The sequence below is a fragment of the Paenibacillus sp. FSL E2-0177 genome, from assembly GCF_037992975.1.
GTDB classification, from domain to species: domain Bacteria; phylum Bacillota; class Bacilli; order Paenibacillales; family Paenibacillaceae; genus Paenibacillus_AQ; species Paenibacillus_AQ odorifer.
On the sequence record NZ_CP150307.1, the window covers coordinates 3161188 to 3178259 of the forward strand.

General features: G+C 41.6%; 17 protein-coding genes. 12 read left to right on the forward strand and 5 right to left on the reverse strand.

The window, feature by feature from the left end; all coding sequences use genetic code 11:
- Positions 1 to 406: 406 nt before the first annotated feature.
- Positions 407 to 976 (forward strand): TetR/AcrR family transcriptional regulator, encoded by a 570-nt coding sequence (locus MHI25_RS14205; RefSeq protein WP_076186025.1) that lies wholly within the window; start codon positions 407 to 409, stop codon positions 974 to 976.
- A gap of 50 nt (positions 977 to 1026) precedes the next feature.
- A complete protein-coding gene (locus MHI25_RS14210; RefSeq protein WP_076194367.1) occupies positions 1027 to 2481 on the forward strand; it encodes a DHA2 family efflux MFS transporter permease subunit in 1455 nt (484 codons plus the stop codon).
- 195 nt (positions 2482 to 2676) lie between these two features.
- On the opposite strand, the gene MHI25_RS14215 is transcribed toward MHI25_RS14210, so the two are convergent.
- From MHI25_RS14215 to MHI25_RS14230, 4 genes are all read right to left on the reverse strand, one after another.
- Positions 2677 to 3495 (reverse strand): SDR family oxidoreductase, encoded by an 819-nt coding sequence (locus MHI25_RS14215; RefSeq protein WP_248548181.1) that lies wholly within the window; start codon positions 3493 to 3495, stop codon positions 2677 to 2679.
- 59 nt (positions 3496 to 3554) lie between these two features.
- A complete protein-coding gene (locus MHI25_RS14220) occupies positions 3555 to 4088 on the reverse strand; it encodes a PadR family transcriptional regulator (RefSeq protein WP_081388325.1) in 534 nt (177 codons plus the stop codon).
- Positions 4089 to 4298: 210 nt separating this feature from the next.
- Positions 4299 to 4793 (reverse strand): hypothetical protein, encoded by a 495-nt coding sequence (locus MHI25_RS14225; RefSeq protein ID WP_076309349.1) that lies wholly within the window; start codon positions 4791 to 4793, stop codon positions 4299 to 4301.
- A gap of 159 nt (positions 4794 to 4952) precedes the next feature.
- Positions 4953 to 5480 carry a hypothetical protein gene (locus tag MHI25_RS14230; RefSeq protein ID WP_340395561.1) on the reverse strand — a complete coding sequence of 176 codons (528 nt, stop codon included), beginning with the start codon at positions 5478 to 5480 and terminating at the stop codon, positions 4953 to 4955.
- Between the two features lie 81 nt (positions 5481 to 5561).
- On the opposite strand from MHI25_RS14230, the gene MHI25_RS14235 reads away from it, so the two are divergent.
- From MHI25_RS14235 to MHI25_RS14260, 6 genes are all read left to right on the forward strand, one after another.
- Positions 5562 to 5894, forward strand: coding sequence for a PadR family transcriptional regulator (locus MHI25_RS14235; RefSeq protein WP_076186012.1), 333 nt, complete (start codon positions 5562 to 5564; stop codon positions 5892 to 5894).
- Positions 5891 to 7216, forward strand: coding sequence for an FtsW/RodA/SpoVE family cell cycle protein (locus MHI25_RS14240; RefSeq protein ID WP_076194343.1), 1326 nt, complete (start codon positions 5891 to 5893; stop codon positions 7214 to 7216). The genes MHI25_RS14235 and MHI25_RS14240 overlap by 4 nt, the downstream gene beginning before the upstream one ends.
- A gap of 59 nt (positions 7217 to 7275) precedes the next feature.
- Positions 7276 to 8187 (forward strand): hypothetical protein, encoded by a 912-nt coding sequence (locus tag MHI25_RS14245; RefSeq protein WP_076194340.1) that lies wholly within the window; start codon positions 7276 to 7278, stop codon positions 8185 to 8187.
- Positions 8188 to 8201: 14 nt separating this feature from the next.
- Positions 8202 to 8966 (forward strand): M15 family metallopeptidase, encoded by a 765-nt coding sequence (locus MHI25_RS14250; RefSeq protein WP_218640422.1) that lies wholly within the window; start codon positions 8202 to 8204, stop codon positions 8964 to 8966.
- A gap of 130 nt (positions 8967 to 9096) precedes the next feature.
- Positions 9097 to 9837 (forward strand): copper amine oxidase N-terminal domain-containing protein, encoded by a 741-nt coding sequence (locus MHI25_RS14255; RefSeq protein WP_340395562.1) that lies wholly within the window; start codon positions 9097 to 9099, stop codon positions 9835 to 9837.
- Positions 9838 to 10084: 247 nt separating this feature from the next.
- Positions 10085 to 11584 carry an MDR family MFS transporter gene (locus tag MHI25_RS14260; RefSeq protein ID WP_076194336.1) on the forward strand — a complete coding sequence of 500 codons (1500 nt, stop codon included), beginning with the start codon at positions 10085 to 10087 and terminating at the stop codon, positions 11582 to 11584.
- Between the two features lie 71 nt (positions 11585 to 11655).
- Here MHI25_RS14260 and MHI25_RS14265 read toward each other — a convergent pair whose 3' ends face one another.
- The gene (locus tag MHI25_RS14265) at positions 11656 to 12549 is read right to left on the reverse strand and encodes a DMT family transporter (RefSeq protein WP_076129293.1); all 894 of its coding nucleotides are present in this window, start codon (positions 12547 to 12549) and stop codon (positions 11656 to 11658) included.
- Between the two features lie 127 nt (positions 12550 to 12676).
- Between MHI25_RS14265 and MHI25_RS14270 the strand changes: the two genes are divergently transcribed.
- The 4 genes from MHI25_RS14270 to MHI25_RS14285 all read left to right on the forward strand — a co-directional run bounded on the left by MHI25_RS14270 (position 12677) and on the right by MHI25_RS14285 (position 17065).
- Positions 12677 to 13552 carry a LysR family transcriptional regulator gene (locus MHI25_RS14270; RefSeq protein ID WP_076185996.1) on the forward strand — a complete coding sequence of 292 codons (876 nt, stop codon included), beginning with the start codon at positions 12677 to 12679 and terminating at the stop codon, positions 13550 to 13552.
- A gap of 359 nt (positions 13553 to 13911) precedes the next feature.
- Complete coding sequence (locus tag MHI25_RS14275; protein ID WP_076185994.1) at positions 13912 to 14661, forward strand: sulfite exporter TauE/SafE family protein; 750 nt, start codon at positions 13912 to 13914, stop codon at positions 14659 to 14661.
- 189 nt (positions 14662 to 14850) lie between these two features.
- Positions 14851 to 15894: a LacI family DNA-binding transcriptional regulator gene (locus MHI25_RS14280; protein WP_076194330.1), complete on the forward strand. Its 1044-nt coding sequence runs from the start codon at positions 14851 to 14853 to the stop codon at positions 15892 to 15894.
- Positions 15895 to 15904: 10 nt separating this feature from the next.
- Positions 15905 to 17065, forward strand: a complete 1161-nt coding sequence (locus MHI25_RS14285; protein ID WP_076185992.1) for a Gfo/Idh/MocA family oxidoreductase — start codon at positions 15905 to 15907, stop codon at positions 17063 to 17065.
- Positions 17066 to 17072 lie beyond the last annotated feature (7 nt).

The window sequence follows — 17072 nt, forward strand, 5'->3', positions numbered from 1 at the left end:
ATGAGAAGTAAATGTGAAGTAGAAGGATGTTCGAAGTTAGGAGCTATCGGACCCCAGAGTCCTTATATGCTGGAAAAGTAACCTTTTGAGTAATTATCGGCCCCCAATGCAGCTATGAGCACAAAAAGGGATAAAAAAAGTCCGGTTTCAGGGGAATAGCGGCGCTCAGGTCCGAAAATGAGCCCAAAAGCATGTTTTAGCGCAAATAGCTGCATCTGAGTCCGATAGGGAGGATGGAGCTAACCCAACCCAACCCAACCCAACCCAACCCAACCCAACCCAACCCAACCCCCACGATATTCCACCAAAATTACTTTGAATTTAAGTAATTTATGTGTTGACATATCTCTTTGAAATATGGTTTTATTATGTAGACCAATTGTTATAATGCAAAGGAAGTGTCAGCTTGTCGAACAAGCCGAATACGCGTGAGGCGATTTTGGACACAGCTTCGAAATTGTTTTTTTCTCAGGGATATCATGCAACAGGACTGAATCAGATTATTAAAGACAGCGATTCACCGAAGGGGTCTCTTTATTACTACTTTCCTCACGGTAAAGAAGAACTGGCTTTAACATGTATTAACCGGACTAGTGAAGTTGTCGCGCAGAAGCTTAGACATCATATGGAGAACAGCAAGAGTGCGTCTGAGGCAATGGAGGATTTCATTCTAGGAATGGCTAAAGATGCTGTGGAATCCTCATACGAAGGGATTGTTCCGTTTAGTTTTTGGTTGGCGGCGGAGACATCCTGTATTAGTGAGGAGCTGCGGACTGCATGTAAATCTGTGTTTATGGACTTGCAGGATGTGATCAAGAAACGTCTTTTGGATGAGGGCGTAGAGAACAAGCCCGCGGCCGATAAGGCTTCAGTGGTAATCTCTTTATTTGAAGGGGCGCTTCTCCAGACGCTGACTTTTCGGGAGGAACAACCGCTTCTCGCGGCGGCAAAGTTTATCCCAGTAATACTTGGTTAGATACAGACAAATAGTTAAGATTATCAGGAGGATTAAGGGTGGAAGCAACTATGCAAGGGAACCAACAAAAAGAGGTCAAGAAGTTTAAGACTATTCCAATTCTTGTCTCTTTATTACTAGCAGGTTTTATCGGAATGTTCAGTGAAACGGCATTAAATGTTGCCTTAAGTGATCTTATGAATGTCCTACAAATTACCCCAGCAACAGCACAATGGTTGACAACAGCTTATCTGCTTACACTGGGTATACTAGTACCAATTTCGGGGATGCTGCTTCAATGGTTTTCGACGAGACAGCTGTTTATAGCGGCTTTATGTTTTTCAATCCTAGGAACATTCCTAGCGGCAGTATCACCTAACTTTGAGTTCTTACTTACAGCAAGAGTGGTTCAAGCTATGGGAACAGCGCTTCTGTTGCCACTGATGTTTAATACAATCCTTATCATCATTGCTCCTGAAAAACGGGGGGCAGCAATGGGGATGATCGGTCTGGTTATCATGGTTGCTCCGGCGATTGGGCCTACCATTGCTGGACTGCTAATTGAAAGCCTCAGCTGGCACTGGATCTTCTGGTTGTCATTGCCATTCTTAGTGATTGCATTGATATTCGGGATTCTGTTCATGCAGAATGTAACAAAGGTGACGAAACCGAAGATTGATATCCTCTCCATTGTGTTATCTTCACTCGGGTTTGGCGGTATTGTGTTTGGTTTCAGCAGCGCCGGTGAAGAAGCGGGCTGGGGAAGTCCGAAAGTGATCACTGCAATCATCGTAGGTGTAGTAGCACTGTTATTGTTTGGGCTTCGTCAAATGAAGATGAAGGAGCCAATGATTAATCTGCGTGCTTTTAAATATCCAATGTTCGCTATTGGTGTAGCTATGGTATTTATTTGTATGATGGTTATTCTGTCCTCCATGTTGATTCTTCCGATGTACCTTCAACAAGGACAAGGTTATACAGCTTTCAAAGCGGGTCTGTTGCTGCTTCCAGGCGGAATTATAAACGGATTGATGTCCCCAATTATGGGTCGTATGTTTGATAAATACGGTCCGAAATGGCTCGTGATTCCAGGTCTGATTATTGCAGCAGTAGCCTTGTGGTTCTTCTCCAGTATTACTGTAGCTTCTACGGTTGTGTTCGTAATCGTACTTCACAGTACGCTTATGATTGGTATTTCGATGGTATTTATGCCGGCACAGACGAATGGTATTAACCAGTTGCCACTAGAACTTTATCCAGATGGTACAGCTATTATGAATACACTGCAGCAGGTTGCTGGTGCCATTGGTACTGCATTAGCAGTCAGCATTATGACCGCGGGTTCAAAAAGCTACATGAAAACTGTGGAGAACCCAGCAGATCCAGCTAATATGTTACCTGCGTTCACGAACGGTGTACAAAATGCTTTTATTTTCGGAATGAGTATGGCGATTGTAGGACTAATTCTTGCTTTCTTCATAAAAAGAGTAGTTGTTAATCATAAAATGAATACCCCGATGCATTAATAAATAAATTTGACGCAAGAAAAGGTGTTCGAATAGGTTAGTTTGTAAAATCCCCTTAGGATAGACAGTGAAAAAAAGTTCATGATCTCATGGACCTAACACTGTTGATCGAAGGGGATTTTTTTGTTCGCAATAAGAAAGAGGACCACTCCTCGGTAGAATACCGAAAAGCGACTCCACTTAAAGCTTTCTTTTTTAAGAAAAATGCTGGGATATATTAGTCAGATATTCTTCTTCGGCCGTATTTTCTTTCATTTGAATGAGCATTTTTGCATCTTCACCAACAACATATCGGAATTGACTTGTCCCATCTGTAGCAGCTTGATATATTGTTTCCGCAACAATTTCTGGAGGCGAAGCATAGGCAGGTTGTTTTTCCATCTCACCCAATTTACCCAAAAATGCATTAGTAAAAGGTTTATATTCCGTTAATGCATCATTAAAAAAGAACTCCATCGATCTACCACCAAAGTCCGTCTGAATGGCACCAGGTTCAATTAACTTTACTTTGATGTTTTGTGATGCTAATTCATAAGATACGGATTCAGAAAAACCTTCTACGGCAAATTTCGTTGAATGATACAGAGACATTGTAGGAAAGGTTACTTTCCCACCCATAGAAGAGATATTGATCAGCAAACCATCTTGGTTAGCTCTAAAATGTGGCAGCATGGCTTTAGTCATACTGATAAGACCAAAAACGTTGACTTCAAACTGTCTTCTGATCTGCTCATCTGTAGCTACTTCTATAAGTCCCATTGTTCCATAACCAGCATTATTGAGAAGAACGTCAATTTTACCGAACCGTTTGATCGCCTCCTCTAACGCAGGTTGAATCGTGTCTGCTTTCTCAACATCGAGCCGTAACACCAACACATTATCAAGTGTAGTGAATTCACTTTCTTGTTCAGGTGAACGCATCGTGGCTACCACATTCCATCCTCTTTCAGCAAAATGTTTTGCTGTAGTTCTACCGATACCAGACGAAGCACCCGTTATAAAAATTGTTTTCATCTACAATTCCTCCTAAAAGTTTTATGAGCGGTACATCTTAACCTGGTTCGTATTAAAACTCACTTCGTAAGTACTAACTTCTCCATGTTTAACAATCCCTCAGCAATGGTTGTTAGTTTAGCCTTATATTCTTCTATGCCAATTTGAATGCAGATGATCTGTGCTGGATGCATTTCATCTTTATAAAGCGAATACTGAGCGAGTAATTGATCTAACTTATGTTGTGATTCCTCTTGAGCTTGCTTCAACCAAATAATCACCTTCTCATACCCGACAAATTCACCAAAATAAAGCCTCATCATAAAATCAGATTTCTTAATACTGTCAGCCTCTAGTGGGGCTAGTAAATAGGCATTAAAACTATCTCTTCCTTTATCCGTGATGTTTAAAAGATTTTTATTAGGCTTACCTTCCTGAGGTATGTTTTCCTTAGTAATCAGACCCTCCTTTTCCATGCGAGCAAGTGTAGGGTAAATCGTTCCATAACTAGAACTATAGAAATTAGAGAATATTTCCTCCAATAACTGCTTTATTTCGTATCCAGTCAACGATTTTTTCATAAGCATGCCTAAAATAACATCCTGACTGTTCAAAATAGGGCCTCCTTTAAGTTTCTAAATATTTGTATATCGTTATCACAATATATCAGACCTTTATATATTGAGTAAATATATATTGGAAGGATACTTGGAGTTGTTTTTTTATGTATTCATAATAATTAAGAGACATCCCGAAAAAACGACGATCGCTCCCTGGCAGAATACCGGGGAGCGATCGTCATTTAATTCTCACTTATTAAATTTTCATTGTGTCCATTCCATCATATATACTCGTTGTAACTCCACGTTAAGGATCACGATACAGTAGCTACCATCATCTTTTTTCTTATAGTAATAGAATCCTCTTTCTTCGAGTTCTATAGGGTTAGCCCAAAATAATTTTTCGTATTTTTCTTTTTCATTTGGATAAATGGCAATCACAGAGTCTTTGAAACTTGATATTCTCTCTTTTAAGGGGTCAATGGATTCAACATTGAGGGGATGCCAAAATGCTGCATCTTTGATTTCTTTGAATTGCTTTTCGTCATAATCTAATACGTAATAGCTTTCGCCATCCCCATGGAAACTGGGTGGACTTTCAAATATCACCTTTGACTCTGTAGGTTTAGAGATCGATATGCCCCAATTTATCTTCCACGTCTCATAATAGTTCATTGAATTGTTACGGAGCATATATCCAACGAAAATAAATATGAAAAGAACGGTAAAACTCAAGATTGTTATTGTTGTTTTTCTCATCGTTGATCTCCTCAACATGCTGCTTGTATTACCATTATTATACATGAATGAGGAGGGAATAAGGGCTTTCTTAATAGAAACTTTACATACATAGATTTACGATGTATAGTTGTCCTAGGTATAAAAGGATAACTAATATTCATGATATACAGATATTAGTCATGGGAAAAAAAGCAAATCAACGGTATAAATCCCGTAGAATGAGCCGAATCCGGCTCGACGAAGCAAATCAACGGTATAAATCCCGTAGAATGAGCCGAATCCGGTCCGACGAAGCAAATCAACGGTATATATCCCGTAGAATGAGCCGTTTCCGGTCCGAGGTAGCAAATCAACGGTATAAATCCCGTAGAATGAGCCGAATCCGGCTCGAGAAAGCAAATCAACGGTATAAATCCCGTAGAATAAGCCGTATCCGGACCGAGGAAGCAGATCAACGGTATAAATCCCGTAGAATGAGCCGAATCCGGCTCGACGAAGTAAATCAACGGTATAAATCCCGTAGAATAAGCCGTATCCGGACCGATGAAGCAGATCAACGGTATAAATCCCGTAGAATGAGCTGAATCCGGACCGAGGAAGCAAATCAACGGTATATATCCCGTAGAATGAACCGAATCCGGCTCGACGAAGCAGATCAACGGTATAAATCCCGTAGAATGAGCCGAATCCGGTCCCACGAAGCAAATCAACGGTATATATCCCGTAGAATGAGCGGAATCCGGTCCCACGCCAATTGTAAAGTTAGAATTTAGGAGGTGTTAGCCGTTGAAAGTAAGTAAAGAGATGCTGAAGGGCAGTACGGGTACATTAATTCTGACTCTTTTACAGGAGAAGCCATTATATGGTTATGAGTTAATCAAAGAGCTGGAGCTGAGATCACAGGGTGTTTTTTCATTAAAAGAAGGAACCTTGTATCCAATTCTGCATGCGATGGAAAGTGAGCGCTGGGTAGAGGCTTACTGGATGGAGGTAGAGGGAAGGAAGCGTAAGTACTATAGAATTCTGGATGAAGGTAAAGAGAAACTCAAGGAGAAAAAAGCAGAATGGGTTATGTTTAAAGGTGCAGTTGACTCCGTTCTGGGAGAGGGTGGTGTATGATGAAAGAGAGGCAACAGCAATTTTTGGATGAAGTGTGTGCAGAGATTAAAGCGAAAAAAACTCACCCAGAGATACGTCAAGAATTAGCTAGTCATCTAGAAGATTTAATTTGTGAAAAAGAATCAGACGGTGTATCACGGGAAGAAGCCATAGCTTGGGCGATCGCACAAATGGGGAATCCGCAAACGTTAGGAAAAGAACTTCATCTAATACATAAACCACATGTACCTTGGGGATTGTTTGGCGTTGTAGCTATATTATCCGCGATCAGTCTGATCGGAATGAGTTCTGTGGATGTAGGCTACAGTGATATTGTTAAAGGTGCTTTTTTGGATAATGCGTTTAGACGCCAAGCGATAAATATACTTATTGGAATTGTATTGATGTTTGGATTGTATTTCATTGATTTCAGAAAGCTGAGAAGTTTCTCGTGGGTATTATACGGAACATCAATAGCAGGAATTCTGTCGAGTATATTCTGGGGGATAACAATAAATGGAGTAAATTATGGTCCTAGGATTTTTTTGATCTTACCTGATATGACATCCTATCGTCCTTATGTTTTGATAGTCGCGTTAGCAGGGATTTTAGTGAATCGTAAGGAATCGGCTAAAAAGAAAACTTGGCGAAGTGGGTTGTTCGACATAAGCCTTCTGTTAGCACCTGCATGGCTTCTTATCTCTTTAAACTCTCTTCCAGAGCTTGTAGTGTATCTAATCTCTTCACTACTATTATATGTATGGATTACTCGCGATTGGATAAAGAGTGTAGTATTATTAGGGTTCTTTGTAATAGTTGGACTAATGTTCATCTTCAATAGCGACTACCTGATGGTCAGAATTATTAGTGCAATAAATCCATCTTTAGATCCAGAAGGTTATGGCTATATATATCAAGTAATGCGTGAAGTTATTAGCTCAGCGGGTTGGTGGGGGCACGGATTCGGAGCAGTAGAACAAAAGCTGCCGTATGTTTACTCAGATATGTTGCCTGTCTATCTTATTCATTGTTTTGGTTGGGCGGGGGCGCTGCTTTTGCTTGCAGTTATCTCCTGGTTCTTTATCAAGCTTCTATCTACGATACGAGCGATTCGTGAGCCCTATGGACAAGCTTTAGTGTTGGGTTTGGCATTTTTACTAGCCATAAGACTAACCTATGGTCTTGCTGTTTTGAGCGGCGGAATGATGTTGACTTCTATCCCGTTCCCTTTCCTGAGCTATGGGAGTCATGTGTGGTTTGAATATGCGGCTATTGGACTTTTGATGGGCATTTATCGTAGGAAGGACATTGGAGCCGTCCAGGATAATACTGTACTGAGTTAGATTCAGGATCCTCTCGTATGTCTAATTATTAAGTATGAATACTTAAGGGAGGTCTTTTAATGGGATGGAAAAAAACAGGCTTGTTAAGTATTGCCTTTGCCCTAGGCTCTATGGGAGGGTTTGGGAGTATACATACAACTGATACTGTAGCTGCCGCAACTGTGAAAGAATCTGCAAAAGTCTATAACCAATTCCAACAATATGTACAGAAACCGGCATCTCTTGCTAACGCACGGAATTATTTGATTAACCATATCAAAGAAGTGGATACCTGGACAGCAACTCAGATGACACTCCAGCTCGAAAATGCACAGAAGGCATATTTACCTGTGTACTCTGAGAAGGTTTTTCCGGAGAATGTTCAGAAAGAGATAAATAATGCTTTTTCCAAAAGCAAAAATCTAACATACAGCACACTCCTTAATGCGATCAAAGATCCCAATGTACGCAATATGTTAATTGAAGGACGGGATAAGGGGTATAAGCTGGAGACTAGTGAGGGCATGTACTATCCAGTGATGCATTATGAGGGGTTCAAAAGCTTTAAGCCGTATGTCACGAAGGACATCGCTGCTTATATAGATATCATGGCCACTGAATCGAATCAACCAAGTGTTTTTGATGCAGCTATTGTGATTAGTTGGACAGAGTTAACGAACAGGGCGCTTGCACTGGAGGATTTTGTGACGAAATACCCAGCTTCCAATCGGTCAACCGTTCTTCAAAAAGAGCTGCTCAATGCAACTTCACGCTTATTATATGGATCAAGCAACACACCAGCTTATGACTATGATGAGCAAGTAATCAAACCTGAAGTAAAGAAGGCGTATGAGAATGCATTAAAAGGAAACAAAGGCGACACCAGAATCCTAATGATTTTAGAAAAACTACTGCAGTTACTTGATTCCACGAATAATAAACTCACACCTGAAGTGGAGAAATTTCTGAATCAAACGGTTAATTCGAAATGAAGAGGCGGGATCTATTGAGAAGCGGATTTAGAGGAACAAAAATTATAGTTTTCGCATTTGTGCTGTTGTTATGGACAAACACGATTTTTATGGGCAGCGCAGATGCAGCTTACGTTGGATCATCTACAGACAATGTACTGCAGCAAATGCAGCTGGAGAAGAAAAACCGCCTGCCGCAAGGATTTGTCTATTTGGATGAAGTGATTCCTACTGCCCAATTTGAAATTCGCTATTACGGAGACAATAATTTTGTAGGGAAGCGGATTGATGGTTATAAAGCGCCTTTAGCGATCTTTTCACAGACTGCAGCTACAGCCTTGAAGGCAGTAAGTGAGGATTTAGCCAAAAAAGGATATATCCTAAAAATCTATGATGCTTATCGTCCGCAGACCGCGGTGAATCATTTTGTAAGATGGTCACAGAATTCCGCGGATACTAAGATGAAGCAGCAATATTACCCGCTACTGGATAAACGTAATTTATTCAAACTCGGATTTATAGCGAAAAAATCAGGACATTCTCGAGGCAGTACCATCGATTTAACGATCGTCAATAAAGAGACCGGTGTAGATGTAGATATGGGCAGCCCGTTTGATTTTTTCGGAGAGATCTCTTTTTATGATACATCGTTGATCACCAAGACTCAGAAAGCAAATCGCGCAATTCTCAAAGAGGTTATGGTGAAGCAAGGCTTTAAACCTTATAGTAAGGAATGGTGGCATTTTACGCTGATAAAAGAACCTTTTCCTAAGCAGTATTTTGACTTCAAGGTGGAATAATCATTTCTAAAGAAGTGGCTCAACATAATGTTGAACGGCTTCTTTTTTTTCTTGGCTTTATTATCCTTAGGATTAGCACATGCTGGAAACGCACATAATACTTGTAATAACTAAAGGGAGGTTTCGAGCGATGATCAAAATGGCAGCGGTAGTTGTGTTAGGTGTTCTGTTTTTAACTAATGGATTTGGTGGATTTGCCGCTCCAACAGTATGGGCAGACTCCGGCCAGGTTAGCGTGATTTTGAATGGTAAACTACTGGAAACTGATCCCCATTCAGCCTACAACAAGGGTTCCACGGTCATGATTCCGCTCAGAGAGGCTTCCAATGCACTGAAATATACAACAACATATCAAAAAAGTTCAGAAACTATAACACTAACAAAGATAAATGAAATAATTAAATGGAAGCTTAACGAACATTTAGTTAGCATCAATAATGCACAAGAGTTGGTTTTTAAAGATGATTTCGAATTCAGACAGGATCATATCTATGTTCCAATCTCCTTTTTTAAGACAATTGGTTTATTAACCTCATATGATGGGGAGTCCAATCAAGTTGAAGTGTATACCCCTGAAGTGACAGCGAGTGTTATAGCGGGGTTACTGGTCGGCGGTAAATATAATGAATTATCGGAGCGATATCATTATGATGTGGTCGTAAATAAGCCAAGCTCAAATGGATTACTGGAAGACTGGAAGCAAATTACGATAAAAGCCGGGAATTATCATGGGATTAAATCTACAAAAAGTAGCTATAACGAGGATCAATTTTCTATCCGCTGTGTATTGGATTTTGCAGAGACAGAGATTCCACTTGAAATTATTTTGAACACATCGGGCAAAATTATAGAATTTAGAGAGACACTCTAATCGGAAAATGATTCCATGATGACTATGCACATTTCCCAAGCGAGAAGATTTTAGGGGATTATGCATAGTCTTTTTGCTGTTCTAATATACTTTCCCAGATAATTTCTGAAGGGTATCGTAAACCCGATGTGTTTTTAATGTAAAAAATGGTTTTATTTGTTGACTTCCAGATTCATCGAATGTAAATTAAAATTTGAAATAATAAATAAAGCATTTAATTAAATTAGAGAAATGAGTGGAGTACTGGATGACAAAAACATTGACCGGAATGAGTTCTGCAGAAGAGCAACCCTTTTCGTTAAAAGCAATCATCCCCCCGCTTCTTGCTATTATTGTCGGTATGATTATGGTTATTCTGGATGGTACTGTTGTGAATGTGGCCGTTCCCAAGCTGGTTGATTATTTTGCTTCCGATCTCAAAACGATTCAGTGGGCGATTACGGGTTATACTTTAGCTTTAGCGGCAGTAATCCCACTCGCGGGCTGGATGACCGATCGTTTTGGATCGAAACAAGTTTTTCTGGCAACTCTTACGATGTTTATTCTTGGCTCTATGTTATGTTCGGTTGCACAAAGCTCATCTCAGCTCATTATTTTTCGAGTCATTCAAGGTCTTGGCGGGGGGATGGTTGCTCCCATTGGGATGGCGATGGTTTTTAAATTAGCTCCAGTAGAACGTCGAGGTTCTATTATGGGGATGCTTGGTATTCCAATGCTCTTAGCACCGGCACTCGGTCCAGTCTTATCCGGTTGGCTGGTGGAGTACGTAAGCTGGCACTGGATCTTTCTGATTAATGTACCTATTGGAATTGTTGGCATTATTCTTGGTGTTAAATATTTGCCGAAGTCTGAACAAAAGAGCAAAGGCAAACTCGATATCCTAGGCATTATCCTTGCCCCAATTGCCTTCTCTATGTTGGCTTATGGGGTGAATGAAGGCGGTGGAACAAGCTGGTCGTCTACTCCCGCTATTGTTGGCTTATCTGTTGGAGGGGTTGCATTGATCCTTCTTGTCATTGTGGAGCTGCTTCACAAAAATCCGCTTTTACAACTGCGAGTTTTCCGTTCGTCGGATTTCACTCGGGGTATTATTTTAACTTGGGTTATGCAAGCTGCTTTGTTTGGGTCCATGTTATTTGTGCCCCTTTACCTGCAGCAGATTCGAAGCTATACCCCGCTGGAGACCGGTTTGATTCTACTTCCGCAGGCTTTAGCTTCAGCAATCGGAATGCCGATTGGCGGCAGGTTGTTTGATAAGATCGGGGCTCGTCCGCTGGCGTTTGTTGGACTTAGTATCATTACGGTCACCTTGTTCCTGTTATCCGGAATTAGTGTTACAACAAATTTATCGTTAATTATGACATACCTGGGTTTCTTAGGCTTTGGGATGGGTCTAACGATGATGCCTTTGAATACTCATGTCTTGAATGCTGCTCCACGTGAATGGGTGGGAAGTGTAACTTCACTTACTGCTGCTGCTCAACAAGTCGTTGTTTCATTTGCTATAGCTGGAATGACAGGTTACCTGACTAGTCAGATCGCTGTTCATATGGGAGCACTGAAAGCGGGAAGTAATCCTTTGACAGCCGCAGTTAGTGGTTTTGATGATGTGTTCTTCCTGTCTGGTTGCATAGGAGTGGTAGGTGTATTGATGAGTATTATTTTGCGCAAGCCTAAGCTTTCTGCTGGCGATCCTACCTCTGGAGAGGGACAGAAGGCAGATGCGGCGATGATGATGGGGCATTAATTGAACCCAAAAACATAGATAATATAGAAAAGGCGTCGTTCAGCTTGTATAGTTGAACGACGCCTTTATTGTTATAAATGCTCTGGTTTCTTCTGAGCCCACGATGCGGGGAGACTTGCTTTACCAAGCAGCTCAGAAGCCACGATTCCCAGCAGAACAAGCGCTGCGCCAGCATAGCCTTGCATCGATAACTTCTCAGCAGCGAACCAATAACCAAACATCGCAGCGAAGACCGGCTCAAGGGAGAAGATTAGTCCGGTGCGGGTTGGTGAAGTATATTTTTGAGCAATAGGTTGCAGGATGAAGCCACAGGCACTGCATAGGATACCAAGCGCTAGAATTGCTGCCCAACCTGGCAAAGTAGAGGGGAGCGAAGGTGTCTCGAAGATTGCGGACAACACTAAGGCCAACCCTCCGGCAAATCCTAACTGCAAGATTCCAATATTCAGGGAATCACATTCTTTTACCGCCTTGCCTGTAAATAAGATCTGTACCGCATAGAACACTGCCGAAAGAATACACAGAAAGTCACCCGGTTGAATAGTTAAGGTTGCATTTAAGGTAAGAAGTCCAATCCCGGCTATGGCGAGGATGGAGCCGAACACTTGCGGAGGTGCAACTCTTTTTTTGAAAATAACTCGATCCAAGATCGGTACAAAAATAACCGTCAATGCAACTAAAAATCCTGCATTTGAGGTGGTGGTTGTTTGAAGTCCGAAGGTTATACATGTGAATACACCTAGCAGGAGGAATCCGAGGAGAGCACCATATTTTAATGTTCTCATGTCTACTCGTCTTAATCGTTTGTGGAATATCATAGCGGCTAATATAAAAGCAAGTCCGAAGCGGAGTGCAATCAGATTGAATTCGCCTAACGTACCTAACCCCATTTTCATAAATATGTAGGAGGAGCCCCAAAATAATGTTACAACTAACAGCAGCAGCTCAGCTTTGAGCGGTTTCATCTCTTCATCCATCCTTCTTCATTTTCAACTCAATATAGTATAATACGGCTCTATACATAAGGTAACTGAATGTTTATCATAGGATACATGAGTAAAACTTATGTAATTATAAGGGTGGGAACAGAGGTTGAGCATTAATAAATATGAGATTTTTCTGAAAGTTGTAGAGCTAGGCAGCTTAACAAAAGCAGCAGAAATGCTGGGTTTTACGCAATCCGGAATTAGTCACACCATTAGCAGCTTGGAAATGGAGTTTGGGTTCGCGTTATTAATTAGAAATAGATCCGGTGTGAAATTGACGGTAAACGGGGAACAAGTTCTGCAGCCTATCCGTGAAATCTTGAAGTGGAACGAGAAATTGAAGCAGGAGGTAGCGGACATCCACGGGCTAGAGATTGGCACGATCACCATCGGTACGTTCACCAGTGTGTCAGTGCATTGGCTGCCAGGGATGATTAAGCAATTTCGCAGTGAATACCCATATATAGAAATCAAGCTGATGGAAGGCGGTTATTTGGAGGTTGAGCAATGGATAGAGGCTGGAGTGATCGACTGCGGTTTTATTTCACTGCCTACACGTGAGAAGTTTGACGTAATTCCTTTAAAAAAAGACCGGATGTTAGGGATTGTATCTAAAGAGAATCCACTTAGTGCAGAACCCTTTCTTTCCTTATCGCAAATTGCTAAAGAGGATTTCATTATCCCGAAAGCAGGCTCGGATTATGATGTTAGACGTGTGCTGGATAAGGCGGGTATTAAACCTAATGTTAAATTCTCAGCAGGTGATGACTATGCCATTATGTCGATGGTGGAGAAAGGCCTTGGCATTAGTATTTTGCCAGAGCTTGTCTTGACCCGGCAAAATTATAATGTGGCCATGCTAGAATTGGAGGAACGTAGTTTCAGATCGTTAGGAATTGCTGTCCACTCTATGAAATACGCTTCTCCCGTCACCAAAAAATTTCTAAAGCATGTGCAAGTGTGGCTGAAAGATAACACCTAAATAAATACGTCAAAAAATAAGAAACTGATACCTCATCAAAGTTAAGAGGGATCAGTTTTTTTGTTTAGTACTTCAGCTAGTTTTTCAGGAAACAGGAACTACACACAAGCTGCTATAATCGATTTTAAAGGATTTTAGTTAAATATATGTATATCTCCATTATCTTATAGTTTTGGCGGCGTTATATAGGGTTTAAGAGACGTTAAATTGCATGTTAATCCTCTATTAATATCTGTTTTAGAATAATTAATATGTTATAATTAGAAGAGTGGAAATAAGGAATGTATTCAGATGTTCTGGAAATGTGAGGACTTTATGCACAATTACGGATGGATAAGATTAGGAGGAGGATTAAGCGATTGAGCGTTACAATAATTACACTAGTCGTAGTAGCAGTATTTATAGGTGCCTTAATGAGAACCGTGTTTGGTTTTGGTGAAGCGATTGTGAGCATGCCACTGCTTGCACTGCTCCCGATTCCTATACATACCTCAGTTTCTTTGATTGGATTGGCAGGCCTCACGGTTGCCTCACTTACAGTTGTGAGTGGGTGGCGGCATATAGAACGACCTATTTTGATTCGATTAGCACTCTCAACAGTGATAGGAATTCCTGTAGGACTAGTCATGCTTTATTTAGCACCGGCAAGTGTAATTATGACTGGCCTTGGTATATTTTTGATTGTTTATGGAGTTTATTCGGTGATAAAGAAGAGAATATTTAAGACGATCGATCATCCATTGCTTAAGGCAAAAGGCTGGGTGTATCCTTTCGGATTCGCTTCGGGTGTACTTGGCGGTGCTTATAACTTTAATGGTGTCCCTGTCGTGATCTATGGTACTTTACGACAATGGAATCCGGATCGTTTTCGGGGTACGTTGCAAGCTCATTTTCTTATTTCGGGTGTACTCGTTGTAACGGGTCATGCTATCGGGGGATTGTGGACGGTGGATGCTCTTGTTCTTTATGGATATTCTATTCCAGCAATTCTCTTAGCTACGGTCCTTGGGGTATATGTGAATAAACGTATTCCTGCTAAAAAATTTGAGAGTTACTTATTTCTGATTATCATTTTACTTGGTGTCCTAATGCTAGTGCCTCGCGGATAGTTGAAAAGAAAAAGAAAGACGTTCTTCCCCCTTACTGTATATGAACGTCTTTTAAATTTATCCAATCTTAGGGTTGACGAAGAGCCTTGTTCATGAGAAAATGTACGCGCGTACATTAAATGAATGCGTTTTCGAATAGCGAATTGAACGAGGCTAAATGTCACTGTTCATAACCTATGAGAAGGAGGAATTTATATCGCCAGCCGTAAAGAGGTTGCCGAGCTTGCAGGTGTCTCAGAAGCCACAGTATCTCGCGTGTTAAACAATGTTGGTCCGATTAAGGAAGAAACGAAGGAACGTGTGTTGGCAGCTGCACTGAAGCTAGGCTATACCCCTAGTTCACTTGCTCAGAGCTTTGCTCGTAGACGGAGCGGGAACTTGGGTGTAGTGATGCCTTATTTGCCGAAAGCCCGCTTGTTCTCCACTTATTATTTTTCGGAAATATTAAGTGGAATAGGGAGCAAGGCGCGAGAAGAGGGTTATGATCTGTTAATGCTGTTTCGGAATGCCGAAGCGCCAATGGATTATAACGAGTTGTTTAAGATGCGGAAGATCGATGCTTGCATTGTGCTTGGCGCTAAAGAAGAGCCAGGTGAGCTAGCCTCACTCCGCCGTTTGAAGGAAGAAGACCATCCTTTTTGTCTGATTAATCAGCATTTTGCTGGGGAAGCTTTTCACGAGGTGGATGCCGATCATGTCGAAGGAAGCTGGCAAGCGGCTAAACACTTACTGGAACAAGGGTTTAAGAGGATTGCTTTTCTAAATGGGCCAGAATCTTATTCCAACAGCCGAGATCGTTTAACGGGGTATACCCGCGCTTTGGCAGAGGTGAATCTTTCTGTAGACTCTTCACTTTTGTTCGAAGGTAACTTCAGCCGGAAAAGCGGAATTATAGCTGCCAAAGAAATGTTGCCTTTGCTGAATGAGATTGATGCGATTATGGCCGCCAATGATCGGATGGCCATAGGTTTGCAGCAAGGACTACAGGAGTTAGGAATACCAAGGGATCGCCTGCCAGCTATTGTGGGTTATGATGATTCGGAAGCTGCGGAGCTTACCACACCTGCATTAAGCAGTGTGAGGGTTCCCTTTTACGAACTAGGTGAACTTGCCGCAGCCCAAATCATTGAATTGCTGGGAAACAATCTGGCAGAAGTACCCGCACCAGCCGTACAGATCAAATTACCGACAGAACTAGTTATACGAGCTTCATCTAAATCTATCAACACTTAGGAGGAATAAGATGAAACAGCTTCGCATTGGAATGATCGGTTATAAATTTATGGGTAAAGCCCACAGTAATGCTTATCGCAGTTTGCCTATGTTTTTCCCGAAAGCGCTTAAACCGGAAATGTCTGTAATCTGTGGACGTAATAGTGAAGCGCTTGGAGAAGCTGCATCGCAGTTAGGCTGGGCGGATTGTGTTACGGACTGGAAGGATCTGATCGCTCGAGAGGATATTGATCTTATAGATATTAATGCTCCCAGCAACGCGCATAAGGAGATAGCTTTGGCAGCAGCCAAAGCAGGTAAACATATTTTTTGTGAAAAACCACTTGCGCTGACCTTGGCGGATTCCCGTGAAATGCTGCAAGCTGCTGAAGACGCGGGAGTTACACATATGGTTGGTTTTAATTATCGCTTTTCTCCGGCAGTTCGACTGGCTAAGAAGCTCATAGAGAGTGGGCGGCTGGGAAAGATTTATCATTTTCGGGCTTGGTTTCTACAGGATTGGATAATAGATCCGGATTTCCCTTTAGTGTGGAGACTGCAGAAGGATATCGCCGGTTCAGGTTCGCATGGAGATCTGGGGGCGCATCTCATAGATTTGGCTCATTTCTTAGTAGGTGATATGAAGGAAGTAATCGGCATGAGCGAGACCTTCATAAAAGAGCGTCCGCTCGCCGCTGAAATGACTGGTTTAAGCGCTAAAGGAGATAAGGATGCACCCAAGGGTAAGGTTACCGTTGACGATGCCACCTTATTTTTAGCCCGTTTTGATAATGGTGCTCTGGGCAGCTTTGAAGCTACAAGATTCGCAGCGGGTCATCGCTCTACCAATTCTTTTGAGATCAATGGGAGTCTTGGCAGTGTGAAATTCGACTTCGAACGTATGAATGAATTAGAAGTTTATTTGACCTCGGATGCAGAGGATGTACAAGGTTTTCGCCGTGTGCTGGCGACCGATCCTGCTCATGAGTATGCAGAGGCTTGGTGGCCACCAGGTCATACGATTGGTTTTGAACATACGTTTATTCACGAAATGCTGGAGCTTTCTAACGCAATTGAAGAAGGTCGTCAGCCAGAACCGAATTTCAATGATGGAGTGAAATGCCAAGCGGTGTTAGAGGCTGTAGAACGCTCTATTGATGAACGCCGGTGGGTCGATTTATCCGAGATGTAATCTAACC

Coding starts and splice junctions, on each gene's coding strand:
- MHI25_RS14210 (WP_076194367.1), top strand. CDS start 1,027: ATGCAAGGGAACCAACAAAAAGAGGTCAAGAAGTTTAAGACTATTCCA.
- MHI25_RS14215 (WP_248548181.1), bottom strand. CDS start 3,495: ATGAAAACAATTTTTATAACGGGTGCTTCGTCTGGTATCGGTAGAACT.
- MHI25_RS14225 (WP_076309349.1), bottom strand. CDS start 4,793: ATGAGAAAAACAACAATAACAATCTTGAGTTTTACCGTTCTTTTCATA.
- MHI25_RS14240 (WP_076194343.1), top strand. CDS start 5,891: ATGATGAAAGAGAGGCAACAGCAATTTTTGGATGAAGTGTGTGCAGAG.
- MHI25_RS14245 (WP_076194340.1), top strand. CDS start 7,276: ATGGGATGGAAAAAAACAGGCTTGTTAAGTATTGCCTTTGCCCTAGGC.
- MHI25_RS14255 (WP_340395562.1), top strand. CDS start 9,097: ATGATCAAAATGGCAGCGGTAGTTGTGTTAGGTGTTCTGTTTTTAACT.
- MHI25_RS14260 (WP_076194336.1), top strand. CDS start 10,085: ATGACAAAAACATTGACCGGAATGAGTTCTGCAGAAGAGCAACCCTTT.
- MHI25_RS14265 (WP_076129293.1), bottom strand. CDS start 12,549: ATGAAACCGCTCAAAGCTGAGCTGCTGCTGTTAGTTGTAACATTATTT.
- MHI25_RS14285 (WP_076185992.1), top strand. CDS start 15,905: ATGAAACAGCTTCGCATTGGAATGATCGGTTATAAATTTATGGGTAAA.